This is a genomic window from Streptomyces sp. NPDC059443 (genome assembly GCF_042750105.1).
Lineage (GTDB): Bacteria > Actinomycetota > Actinomycetes > Streptomycetales > Streptomycetaceae > Streptomyces.
Genome location: NZ_JBHYVM010000022.1, coordinates 113936 through 124626 on the forward strand (window position 1 = coordinate 113936; position 10691 = coordinate 124626).

Annotated in this window: 14 protein-coding genes; 6 read left to right on the forward strand and 8 right to left on the reverse strand. The window is 70.8% G+C overall.

Features of this window, described 5'->3' with window-relative positions:
• Positions 1–777, forward strand: coding sequence for a phosphate ABC transporter ATP-binding protein PstB (pstB, locus tag ACFXDJ_RS21925; RefSeq protein ID WP_382980126.1), 777 nt, complete (start codon positions 1–3; stop codon positions 775–777).
• 135 nt (positions 778–912) lie between these two features.
• Here the strand turns inward: pstB and ACFXDJ_RS21930 are convergent, their stop codons facing one another.
• Complete coding sequence (locus ACFXDJ_RS21930) at positions 913–1911, reverse strand: anion permease (protein ID WP_384850005.1); 999 nt, start codon at positions 1909–1911, stop codon at positions 913–915.
• A gap of 5 nt (positions 1912–1916) precedes the next feature.
• Positions 1917–2537, reverse strand: a complete 621-nt coding sequence (locus ACFXDJ_RS21935) for a DUF47 domain-containing protein (RefSeq protein WP_384652478.1) — start codon at positions 2535–2537, stop codon at positions 1917–1919.
• A gap of 194 nt (positions 2538–2731) precedes the next feature.
• On the opposite strand from ACFXDJ_RS21935, the gene ACFXDJ_RS21940 reads away from it, so the two are divergent.
• Positions 2732–3097 (forward strand): metal-sensitive transcriptional regulator, encoded by a 366-nt coding sequence (locus tag ACFXDJ_RS21940; protein WP_384652476.1) that lies wholly within the window; start codon positions 2732–2734, stop codon positions 3095–3097.
• Between the two features lie 102 nt (positions 3098–3199).
• Here ACFXDJ_RS21940 and ACFXDJ_RS21945 read toward each other — a convergent pair whose 3' ends face one another.
• Positions 3200–3346 carry a hypothetical protein gene (locus ACFXDJ_RS21945; protein WP_384850008.1) on the reverse strand — a complete coding sequence of 49 codons (147 nt, stop codon included), beginning with the start codon at positions 3344–3346 and terminating at the stop codon, positions 3200–3202.
• A 166-nt stretch (positions 3347–3512) separates the two neighbouring features.
• Positions 3513–4352, reverse strand: a complete 840-nt coding sequence (locus tag ACFXDJ_RS21950; protein WP_384652475.1) for a hypothetical protein — start codon at positions 4350–4352, stop codon at positions 3513–3515.
• A 379-nt stretch (positions 4353–4731) separates the two neighbouring features.
• On the opposite strand from ACFXDJ_RS21950, the gene ACFXDJ_RS21955 reads away from it, so the two are divergent.
• Together ACFXDJ_RS21955 and ACFXDJ_RS21960 are read left to right on the forward strand one after the other, a co-directional pair.
• The gene (locus ACFXDJ_RS21955) at positions 4732–4905 is read left to right on the forward strand and encodes a hypothetical protein (protein WP_384652473.1); all 174 of its coding nucleotides are present in this window, start codon (positions 4732–4734) and stop codon (positions 4903–4905) included.
• A 63-nt stretch (positions 4906–4968) separates the two neighbouring features.
• The gene (locus ACFXDJ_RS21960) at positions 4969–5208 is read left to right on the forward strand and encodes a hypothetical protein (RefSeq protein WP_384652471.1); all 240 of its coding nucleotides are present in this window, start codon (positions 4969–4971) and stop codon (positions 5206–5208) included.
• Between the two features lie 216 nt (positions 5209–5424).
• Here the strand turns inward: ACFXDJ_RS21960 and ACFXDJ_RS21965 are convergent, their stop codons facing one another.
• The 4 genes from ACFXDJ_RS21965 to ACFXDJ_RS21980 form a co-directional block, all read right to left on the reverse strand.
• Positions 5425–6129: a phosphatase PAP2 family protein gene (locus ACFXDJ_RS21965; protein WP_384652469.1), complete on the reverse strand. Its 705-nt coding sequence runs from the start codon at positions 6127–6129 to the stop codon at positions 5425–5427.
• Positions 6130–6344: 215 nt separating this feature from the next.
• The gene (locus ACFXDJ_RS21970; RefSeq protein WP_384652467.1) at positions 6345–7364 is read right to left on the reverse strand and encodes an NlpC/P60 family protein; all 1020 of its coding nucleotides are present in this window, start codon (positions 7362–7364) and stop codon (positions 6345–6347) included.
• Between the two features lie 159 nt (positions 7365–7523).
• Positions 7524–8369: a thioesterase family protein gene (locus ACFXDJ_RS21975; RefSeq protein WP_384652465.1), complete on the reverse strand. Its 846-nt coding sequence runs from the start codon at positions 8367–8369 to the stop codon at positions 7524–7526.
• Positions 8370–8453: 84 nt separating this feature from the next.
• Positions 8454–9062: a LysE family translocator gene (locus ACFXDJ_RS21980; RefSeq protein WP_384652463.1), complete on the reverse strand. Its 609-nt coding sequence runs from the start codon at positions 9060–9062 to the stop codon at positions 8454–8456.
• A gap of 121 nt (positions 9063–9183) precedes the next feature.
• Here ACFXDJ_RS21980 and ACFXDJ_RS21985 point away from each other — a divergent pair, with 121 nt between their 5' ends.
• Positions 9184–10083 (forward strand): pentapeptide repeat-containing protein, encoded by a 900-nt coding sequence (locus tag ACFXDJ_RS21985; protein ID WP_384652461.1) that lies wholly within the window; start codon positions 9184–9186, stop codon positions 10081–10083.
• 178 nt (positions 10084–10261) lie between these two features.
• Positions 10262–10549: a hypothetical protein gene (locus tag ACFXDJ_RS21990; RefSeq protein ID WP_384652459.1), complete on the forward strand. Its 288-nt coding sequence runs from the start codon at positions 10262–10264 to the stop codon at positions 10547–10549.
• Positions 10550–10691: the final 142 nt, after the last annotated feature.

Genomic DNA, 10691 nt, shown 5'->3' on the forward strand with positions numbered 1-10691 from the left:
ATGGCTAAGCGAATCGACGTCAGCGGACTGTCCGCCTTCTACGGCAACCACAAGGCCATCGACGACATCTCGATGACCGTGGAGCCCCGCTCCGTGACCGCCTTCATCGGCCCCTCCGGCTGTGGCAAGTCCACCTTCCTGCGCACCCTGAACCGCATGCACGAGGTCACCCCCGGTGGCCGCGTGGAGGGCAAGGTGCTGCTGGACGACGAGAACCTGTACGGCCCCGGCGTGGACCCGGTCGCGGTCCGCCGCACGGTCGGCATGGTCTTCCAGCGCCCGAACCCCTTCCCCACCATGTCGATCTTCGACAACGTGGCGGCGGGCCTGCGGCTGAACGGCTCCTTCAAGAAGTCCGAGCTGACCGACATCGTCGAGAAGTCGCTCCAGGGCGCCAACCTCTGGAACGAGGTCAAGGACCGCCTGAACAAGCCGGGCTCCGGCCTCTCCGGCGGTCAGCAGCAGCGCCTGTGCATCGCCCGCGCCATCGCGGTCGAGCCCCAGGTCCTCCTGATGGACGAGCCCTGCTCGGCCCTCGACCCGATCTCCACCCTCGCCATCGAGGACCTGATCGGCGAGCTCAAGGAGCGCTTCACGATCGTCATCGTGACCCACAACATGCAGCAGGCGGCCCGCGTCTCCGACCGCACCGCCTTCTTCAACCTCTCCGCGGTCGGCCAGCCCGGAAAGCTGGTCGAGATCGACGACACGGACCGGATCTTCTCGAACCCGTCCGTGCAGGCGACCGAGGACTACATCTCGGGCCGCTTCGGCTAGACCCGGGATGTCGAGAACGTCCTGCGGTGCTGCATGGCGGTGCCACCGCAAGGCGAAATAAAGAAAAAGGGCCGGCTCCCCCTGGGTGGGGGGAGCCGGCCCGCTTTCGTTCCTGCCGCGCTGGTGCCCGTAGGGCTAGCCGACGGCCAGGTTCACGATCCAGAAGCTGACCGCGGCGACGAGGGCCGCGGCCGGCATGGTGATGAACCAGCCCAGGATGATGTTCTTGGCGACGCCCCAGCGGACCGCGTTCACCCGCTTGGTCGCGCCCACACCCATGATCGCCGAGGTGATCACGTGGGTGGTGGAGATCGGCGCCTGGTACAGGTAGGACGCCGTGTACATGATCGACGCACCCGTGGTCTCCGCGGCGAAGCCCTGCGGGGGGTCGAGCTCGATGATCTTGCGGCCCAGGGTGCGCATGATGCGCCAGCCGCCCGCGTACGTACCGAGCGAGAGCATCACGGCACAGGCGATCTTGACCCAGACCGGGATCGGGTCGCCCGAGCTCTGGACATCGGCGATGACCAGGGCCATCACCACGATGCCCATCGTCTTCTGGGCGTCCTGGAGACCGTGGCCGAGGGCCATGGCGGCCGCCGAGACGGTCTGGGCGATCCGGAAGCCGCGCTTGGCCTTGTGCGGGTTGGACCTGCGGAACATCCACATGATCGCGACCATCACCAGGTAGCCCACGATCAGGCCGACGACGGGCGAGAGGAACATCGGGATGACGACCTTCTCCAGCACCCCGTGCCAGATGACGCCGATCCCGCCCGCCAGCGCCGCGCCCACCATGCCGCCGAACAGCGCGTGCGAGGAGGACGAGGGCAGGCCGAAGTACCAGGTGACCAGGTTCCAGACGATCGCGCCGACCAGCGCCGAGAAGAGGATCCACATCCCCCGGGTCCCGTGGGGCGTCTCGATGAGCCCCTTGCTGACCGTCTTGGCGACCCCGCTGCCCAGGAAGGCACCGGCGAGGTTCATCACCGCGGCCATCGCGAGCGCGGCGCGCGGGGTCAGCGCGCGGGTCGAGACCGAGGTCGCGATCGCGTTCGCCGAGTCGTGGAATCCGTTGGTGTACGTGAAACCGAGCGCGACACCGATGGTCACGATCAGAGCGAAGGTGTCCACGAGGTTCAGGACTCCTTGACCGCGATGGTCTCCACCGTGTTCGCGACGTGCTCGAACGCGTCGGCCGCCTCTTCGAGCACGTCGACGATCTGCTTGAGCTTCAGCACCTCGATGGCGTCGTACTTGCCGTTGAAGAGCTGGGCCAGCAGCTTGCGGTGGATCTGGTCGGCCTGGTTCTCAAGGCGGTTGACCTCGATCCAGTACTCGGTGAGGTTCTCCATGGTCCGCAGGTGCGGCATGGCCTCGGCGGTCAGCTCGGCCGCGCGCGCCAGTACCTCGATCTGCTGCTCGACTCCCTTGGGGAGCTCCTCCACGTTGTAGAGGACGACCAGGTCGACCGCCTCTTCCATGAAGTCCATGATGTCGTCGAGGCAGGACGCCAGCTTGTAGATGTCCTCGCGGTCGAACGGCGTGATGAAGGAGGAGTTGAGCTGGTGGAAGATCGCGTGGGTGGCGTCATCCCCCGCGTGCTCCGCTGCCCGCATCCGCTCCGCGATCTCGGCTCGGGCGGAAGAGTCCGCTCCGAGCAGTTCCATCAGGAGCTTGGAGCCCGTGACGATGTTGTCCGCGGATGCGGCGAACATGTCGTAGAAGCTCGTCTCCCTGGGGGTCAGACGAAATCGCACGTGAGGTCCTCGGGGTGCATTGGATTCGGTCAGGCTGATGCTAGGCGCATCCCCCGGCCACGGCTAACCGGCAGTTCCCCAGTGTCCTCCATCAGGCAGAGTGAGGACCACGGGCCCCTGCCTCCACGGACGGGGCCCGGTACCATATACCCATGAGGGGTATGCACCCCTCGATCCGGACCACGGGAGGACGCATGACTGCCATCCAGGCGGAGGGCTCCGGAGCCGAAGCGGGCACCGAGGCCACGGCGGGCACCGAGGCCGCCGAGGCCGTAGCCGTGCACGGCTACCACCACCAGAAGGACGAGCACCTCAAGAGGCTGCGCCGGATCGAGGGTCAGATCCGGGGACTCCAGCGCCTCGTCGACGAGGACGTCTACTGCATCGACATACTCACCCAGGTCTCGGCGAGCACGAAGGCGCTCCAGTCCTTCGCGCTCCAGCTGCTGGAAGAACACCTGCGGCACTGTGTCGCGGACGCGGCCGTCAAGGGCGGGGGCGAGATCGACGCCAAGGTCGAGGAAGCGACGAAGGCGATCGCGCGGCTGCTGCGGACCTGAGAGCCGCGCGGTCCCGGGGTCGGCGGCGGGACGGGGACGGTACTGCGGAGGAGGCTTCGACGGGTGGCTGGGACGGGTGGGGCGGGCGGGTGGGGCGGGCGACTAGCACCCCATCAGTACTTCGTCGATCCGGTCCTGGCTGAGCCGGTCCTCGTTCGCGGCCGAGGCCGCGATGATCAGCTCGCCGCACAACTCGATCTCGGCGAGGGCCACGTAGTCCTGCACCGTCGTACCGCCTGCGGGAGTCACGCGGTCCACCTCTCTTTGCCGTCGTCGGGGTCGCCGGCGCTCGGTTCCTCAGCGTAGGTACGGCGGGGCGCCGCGCGCATGACACGGATGGACCATTTCCGGCCCCTCACCCCGGACCGATGGCCGGCCGTGGCCCGATCGCGCCGCCCCGCACGGGCCCTGACCGCTAGTCGGCGATCTTCCCCGCGAAAATGTCCCCCTCCGCCGGCAGAACGACGGTGACCGGAGTCCCGAACCCGTAGAGCAGGGTGGTGGAGGAGACATCGATCACGCCGTTGTTGACGTAGGTGAAACGGTGCCGGACCTTCCGCAGCCGGCCCTCCGCGTCGAGGTACGCGTCGAACGGCACCGCGTCCTTGCTGAACCCTTTCGCCGCCGCCTCCAGCGCTCCCTTCACCGCCGGCGAGGCATCCGCCGCGGCCCGCGCGATGTCGGTCGTACCCCGGTAGTGCCGCACCTTGGTCCCCGCCACCTCGGTCTCGCCGACGTACGTCACCTCCTGCGCGCCGCGCAGCAGCTCGGCGGCGGCCATCGGGTCGGTGGCCCCGCCCGTGACGAGGTTCCCGTCGGCCAGGGCCGTCGTGTCCACCCGCACCCACTTGTCGTCGGGGACGCCCGCGCCCCGGTTCTTCATGTAGAGCGCGCCGGGTACCAGAAGTTCGGTGATGGGCCGGTGCTCGGCCTTGCCCTTGGCGTCGTCCGGGAGCATGACCAGGAGCTGGCCCATCCGGTTCTTGAAGTCGACCCCGCCCTCGCCGCGGATGGTGACCCTGGTGCCGCCGGTCGCCATCTCCATGGCCGTACGGGCCCGCGCGCTGCCGGTCTTCGCGAGCGCGTCGGCGGCTCCGCGGATCGTGGCCACCGGGTCGCCGCCGGGCCGGCCGTCGTCCCCGGCGGCCGCTTCGCCGCCGCACCCGCTCAACGCCGCCAACGTCAGGGCCAGGCCGACCGCGAACGCCGTCTCACCCGCGCGTCCCGGCCGTCTCCTGTGCTGGTGCACCACCATCGCCTGCCAACCCCCAACGCGTGACCGCTGTTTGCCCGAGGCCCACCCGCTCCGCTTAACGAGGTCCCAGGGCTCCCGTCACGGCCCCGGCCCTTCCTCGAACGGCTCGCCAACTCCGCGAATCCCCCCTGTGAACCCCGCGCCAACCGGCGGCGGCCTCCCGGCCCGGGCCGCGCGCCGGGCCGCACGCCAGGGCGCACACCGGGGCGCACACCCGGGCAAACGACCGCCGCGCGCCTGAGTGAACACCCCGCCCGGCACCCCACCGGGCACCCTGACGATCCACCCGCGCAGGACAGTCCCGCACCCCGGCCGGCCCGGGTACCGTGGTGGCGTGGAACCGCACACCAAAGCGACTCTTGTCCCTCCGCTTGCCGCCGTGCCGCTGCCCCGTGACCCGGAGGCAACGGACCGCCCGCCCGTCGGACACACCACGAGCACCGCGGACCGGGGCTCCTTCTGCCTGGCCGTCTGCACCTGCGGCTGGCGCGGCCCGGCCCGCCGCTCCCGGGACCTGGCCCGCAAGGACGCGGGAGCCCACCTCGCGCAGTAGACCGGTTCGCCCGATCGGACGGCCCGGGTGGCCGACGTGCCCGGGAGCGGATGCCCTTGACTCATGCCCGGACCCGCGCCAAGACTCGCCGCCCTCTTCTGGGCCCTGCTGATCGCGCTCGCCCCGGCCGCCCCGGCCCGGGCCAGCCCCGTGGGAACGGCCGACGGGCCCGGCGAGGTCGTCCTGGCCATCGGGGTCACCACCACCGCGGCCGCCGCGACCGGCCTGTGGCTGCGCTCGCGCTACCGCCGCGAGGACCCGGATTCCACCTCCGACGGCACGGACGGCGGCGGCGACCCGTGACCCCGCCCCCGCGTTCCCGCCCGGCGGCGGTCCGCCTCTGCTTCGGAGTGGCCGCCCTCTGTCTCCTGGCGGCGCTCCTCCTCTCGGCCTGGGACCACTACGGCCGGGCCTGAGCCACGGGACCCGAAGCCCCCGTAGACCCGTAGACCCGTAAGCCCCGTAGACCCGATCTCGCGGTGCGCTCCGGCTCCGCCACCCGCTCCGCCCGGACAGGGCCTACGCGGCGAGCCCCTTGTCCCGCGGCACCTGCGCCTTCGGCAGGTCCACCGGTCTGGCCAGTACCCGGCCGCGCGCGCGGACCAGTACGCCCAGCCGCGGCGACCGGGCCACGGCCCGCACCACCGGGGTCAGCAGGGCCATCGCGAGCGGGGCGAGCAGCAGCACCACGGCCGTGCCGAGCGCGAACCCGCCGATGACGTCGGTCGGGTAGTGCACGCCCATGTAGACCCGGGTGAAGCCCTCCACCAGCGCCAGAGCGATCCCGGCGAAGCCGAGCCTGCGGTGGGCGACGAACAGGCCGACGCCCAGCGCCATCGCGAGCGTGGCGTGGTCGCTGACGAACGAGAACGCGCCGTGTCCCATCCCGGCGCCGGGATCCAGTACCTCGATCCCGCCGTGCTGCGCGGCCGGGCGCGGCCGGCCCACGAACTCCCGCAGCGGGATGTTCAGGAGCAGCGCGGCCCCGGCGGCGAGCGGCGCCCACACGAGCGCGGCGAACGATTCGACGGCCGCGGCCTCGTCCTGCCGGCGCGCTCCGCGCCAGCACCACAGCACCAGGAGCACGAGGGCTAGCAGGATCCCGTACTCGCCGGCGACCGAGACCGCCCGGTCCAGCCAGCCCGGGGCCTGCCGGGCCAGTCCGTTGATCTCGTACAGCAGGCTTACATCCACGTTCGGCCCACCAGTTGTGAGTCCAGCCATGGTGATGCGGCCCCTTGCCCTTGCCTTGGTACCCCCGCGGACGCACCCCTGTGTGCGCCCCTTCGCCCCCCAGTGATCAACCCGATGATCCAGTATGTGGTTCGGTCCCCTTGACCATGGAACGCCCGCTCTGACGGCCGCGTTCCACTCTCCACCGAATGATCACTCCAACGTTATCGAAGAGTGACTCATCGTCGCAGCTCAGGGCCTTCGCTTCACGCTGCGTCACCGGCACCCTGGCGCTTCGGCAGCGCCTCCGCACCGTCCTTGGTGACCCTGGTCGCACCGAAGTAGTCGGGCGTGTCGATCTTGTCGAAGCGGATCACGGCACCGGTGTACGGGGCGTTGATCATGTAGCCGCCGCCCACGTAGAGCCCGACGTGCCGGATCTCCCGAGAGTTCGTCAGATCGTCGGAGAAGAAGACCAGATCGCCCGGCAGCAGCTCCGCCCGCGCGGGATGCGACCCGGCGTTGTACTGGTCGTTCGCCACCCGCGGCAGCTCGATCCCCACCGACTCGTACGCGGCCTTGGTCAGCCCCGAGCAGTCGAACCGCCCGCCCTGGTCGGCCGTCCCGTTCCCGCCCCACAGGTACGGCGTCCCCAGCACCTTCTGCGCGAAGTAGATCGCCCCGGCGGCCTGCTGGGAGGGCGCCACCCGCCCCACGGGAGCCTCGAAGCTCTTGGCGAGGGTCTTGATCGTCTTCACGTACCCCTGGGTCTCCTGGAACGGCGGCACGCCCTGGTACTGCTGCACCGCCCCCGGCCCCGCGTTGTAGGCCGCCAGCATGTTGCCGACCGGATCGCCGGGCACCTTGGACACGTAGCGCGCCAGCTCGCAGTCGTACGAAGCCGCGGACGGGATCGCGTCGTTGGGATCCCAGATGTCGCGGTCGCCGTCACCGTCGCCGTCGATGCCGTGCGTGGCCCAGGTGCCCGGAATGAACTGCGCGATGCCCCGGGCGTCGGCCGGGCTCACCGCGTTCGGGTTCCAGTTGCTCTCCGAGTAGAGCTGGGCGGCCAGCACGGCCGGGGTGAGCGTGGGGCAGAGCCGGCCCCACTTCTCCACGAGGGTCTGGTACTTCCCCGGGACGGCCCCCTTGGCGAGCCCCACCAGACCACCGCCGCCACCACTGGCGATGCCCGCGGCGGCCGAGTACGTACCGACGACGAGCAGGGCGAGAAAGCACAGGCACGCCCCGAAGCTGATTCCACCGACCACCCAGAGTCTGCGCACCCGCCAACCTTCCCCCATCGAACGGCTTTTCCAGCGGCTCCCGCCACCCCGTGTCGAATCATCCCGTTTGGGGCCGCCTCAGAAACCGTTACGCCGGAAGCCGTTGGGTCCGGTGCCCGGGAGAACCCGCCCAACTCATCTGAATATACGACGTACTTCCTATCGCTTGTTCACGGCCCGGGGCGCCACGAAGAGGCTCTGCGCGCTCCGCCCGATCGGCCCCTTCTCGTCGTGCAGCCGGGCGTCCGCGAGACCGATCCCGGCCCCGTCCACGCTCGTACGGGCCTCCACGCACACCCACTCGCCCACCGGATGCCGGTGCAGATGAACGGTGAGGTCGCCGTTGACGAAGACGTAGCGCCCGAAGTCCATCACCGAGCTGATGCCGTTGCCCGAGTCCGCCGCGACCAGCACCCGGTCCAGCGGCCTGGTCTCCTCCCCGGCGACCAGCGGCACCTTCATCCGCATCCAGCAGGTCCCGGGCCCGAGTTCGACGAAGGCGCCCTCGGCGAAACGCGTCTCCATCGCCGAGTGGTAGCCCGTCTCCCACGGCACCGGGAAGAACGGCGTCGCCCCCACCTCCCCGGGCGGCGGCAGCTCCGGCCCCGGCACGACGGCCGGTACGGACTCCCCCGCCACCCGGATCCGCAGGGCGCGCGCCAGCATCACGGGCGCACCCCCGGCCGGAGCGAGCGCCGCCTCGACCACCTCGGTGCCGCGGCCGGCCCGGAGCACGCTGGTGGTCAGCTCCACCGGGCCGAGGGGCACCGGGCGCAGGATCTCGTACGTGATCCGGGCGATCCGCATGTCCTCCCGCGCGCCCGGCCGTTCCTCGATCGCCCGCCCGAGCAGCGCGGCCGGCGGACCGGCGTGCTGCGCGCCGGGATCCCACGGCCCGCGCGCGTAGCCGGTGGCACGGAACCTTCCGGCGTCGATCCGCTCGTAGAACGCCTCGACACCCTCTGCTACGCCCTTAACGCCCGTTACAGCCGCTGCATCGCCCATGAACGGCACGCTACCGACAGGTAACCCGCCCCCGCCAGACCCTCCGCAGCCCCTCGCAGCCCCTCCGCAGTCCCTCCGTGCGCTTCAGCGGGCGAAGCCCAGCCCCACTCCGAGCCCGACCAGCACGGAGCCGATGGCCCGGTTCAGCGCCTTCTGCGCCTTCAGCATCCGGTCGCGCAGGCGCGAGTTGGAGAAGAACAGCGCCACCGCCCCGAACCAGCCCAGATGCGCGGCCGACATGAACAGCCCGTACCCGGCCTGCTGCCACACCGGCGTCCCCGGCCCGACCACCTGGGTGAAGGTGGAGACCACGAACAGCGTGGTCTTCGGATTGAGCACGTTGGTCAGGAACCCGGTCCGCAGCGCCCCGAACGGCGTGAGCCCGGCCTTCTCCTCCAGATCCACGGTCACCTCGGCGCGCGACCGGAAGGTCTTCACACCGATCCACACCAGGTACGCGGCCCCCGCGAGCTTGATCGCCGTGAACAGCCCGGCGGAGGAGGCGATCAGCAGGCCGACGCCGAGCATCGTGTACGAGACGTGCACCAGAACGCCCGCGGCGACCCCGGCGGCCGCGAGCAGGCCGGTGGGGCGCCCGTAGAGATAGCTGTTGCGGACCACCATGGCGAAGTCCGCGCCGGGACTGATCACGGCGAGGAAGGTGATGAGGGCGACTGCCAGAAGTTCGGTCATGAGCCGATGCTCGCCGCGCCCTCCCCCGCGATCAAGGGCTGTCGCCATCCCGGCACCCACCGGTCTCGCCCCGGGTTCCCCCCCGGCCACCCCATCTACCCCACCAGGGGACAATGGCGACGTGCCCAAGCCTCACGCCTCTTCACCGTCGCCGTCGCCGTCGCCTTCGCCGTCGTCCTCGCCGTCGCCGTCGCGTTCCCAGCTCCCCGTCCTCCCCGTCCTCCCCGTCCTCCAGGCGGACTGCGCGAACTGCTTCGCGCTCTGCTGCGTGGCCCTGCCCTTCGCCAAGTCCACCGACTTCGCCGTGAACAAGCCCGCCGGCACCCCCTGCAAGAACCTCCAGCAGGACTTCCGCTGCACCATCCACACCCGGCTGCGCGACAAGGGCTTCCAGGGCTGCACGGTCTTCGACTGCTTCGGCGCGGGACAGCAGGTCTCACAGGTCACCTTCGGCGGCCGCGACTGGCGCGCCCACCCCGGCACGGCCGGCGCGATGTACGAGGTCTTCCCCGTGATGCGGCTCCTGCACGAGCTGCTCTTCTACATCTCCGAAGCCCTCGCCCTCCCGGCCGCCCGCCCGGTCCACACGGAGCTGCGCGCGGCCCTGGCCGACACCGCGCGCTGGACGGAAGCGACCCCCGAAGCCCTCGCGGCCCTCGACATCGGCCCCCTGCGCCAGGAGGTCAACGCCCTCCTCCTGAAGGCCAGCGAGCTCGTACGGGCCAAGGTGCCGGGCCGCAAGAAGAACCACCGCGGGGCCGACCTGATGGGCGCCCGCCTCTCCGGCGCGGACCTGCGCGGCGCGAACCTCCGCGGCGCCTATCTGATCGCGGCCGACCTCAGCGGCGCCGACCTGCGCTCGGCCGACCTGATCGGCGCGGACTTCCGCGACACCGACCTGCGCGGGGCCGACCTCCGCGACACCCTCTTCCTCACCCAGCCCCAGCTCAACGCGGCCAAGGGCACCCCCACCACCCAGCTCCCGCCCCACCTGACCCACCCGGCCCACTGGCTCGCGTAGCCCGCCCGCCCGCCCGAGCCCCGCCCCGCCCGTCACCGGCGCTCGCCGGACAAATGTGCGCCCCTCGCGCATCCGCACACCCCTCAGCGGGCGTGACGTTGAGTAATTAACCCAATACGGTGAGCCAGGCAACCGGAAGATGATCGTCATCGAACGGGCTCACTGGAGGTTCCTCACCATGCGACGACTGACCACGACCCTCGGCACCCTCGCGGCCGCCGCCACCCTCGTACTCGGCCTGGGCGGCTCCGCGCACGCGTCCTCGGGGGACCTGGTCATCAACGGCTACCCGATCCACGAACCGTCCGGCTGCATCATGCACAACGGCCCCGCATCGGTGACGAACCACACCGACAACCCGATCTTCGTCACCAGCGGCCGCTTCTGCACCGGCCTGATCGTCGACGTCATCCACCCCGGAGACACCCGGTTCGCCCCGTTCGCCTCGAACCTCTACGCCCCGTAACCCACCCGGACACCCCGCGGGTGCCGCGCCCGGCTCGTGCCCCCGGGGGGGGCCCCGGGGGGGGCCCGGGCGGCGGGCGAAAAAAAGCAGATGGGGCGTAGTCGCGCGTCGAACCCACCCGACAGAACGAACCCCCGGCGGG

What these genes read in the sequence shown, in the direction of transcription:
- ACFXDJ_RS21980 (WP_384652463.1), bottom strand. Translation starts at nt 9,062, where the DNA reads ATGACCGAACTTCTGGCAGTCGCCCTCATCACCTTCCTCGCCGTGATC.
- ACFXDJ_RS21975 (WP_384652465.1), bottom strand. Translation starts at nt 8,369, where the DNA reads ATGGGCGATGCAGCGGCTGTAACGGGCGTTAAGGGCGTAGCAGAGGGT.
- ACFXDJ_RS21960 (WP_384652471.1), top strand. Translation starts at nt 4,969, where the DNA reads ATGCCCGGACCCGCGCCAAGACTCGCCGCCCTCTTCTGGGCCCTGCTG.
- ACFXDJ_RS21990 (WP_384652459.1), top strand. Translation starts at nt 10,262, where the DNA reads ATGCGACGACTGACCACGACCCTCGGCACCCTCGCGGCCGCCGCCACC.
- ACFXDJ_RS21950 (WP_384652475.1), bottom strand. Translation starts at nt 4,352, where the DNA reads ATGGTGGTGCACCAGCACAGGAGACGGCCGGGACGCGCGGGTGAGACG.
- pstB (WP_382980126.1), top strand. Translation starts at nt 1, where the DNA reads ATGGCTAAGCGAATCGACGTCAGCGGACTGTCCGCCTTCTACGGCAAC.
- ACFXDJ_RS21965 (WP_384652469.1), bottom strand. Translation starts at nt 6,129, where the DNA reads ATGGCTGGACTCACAACTGGTGGGCCGAACGTGGATGTAAGCCTGCTG.
- ACFXDJ_RS21940 (WP_384652476.1), top strand. Translation starts at nt 2,732, where the DNA reads ATGACTGCCATCCAGGCGGAGGGCTCCGGAGCCGAAGCGGGCACCGAG.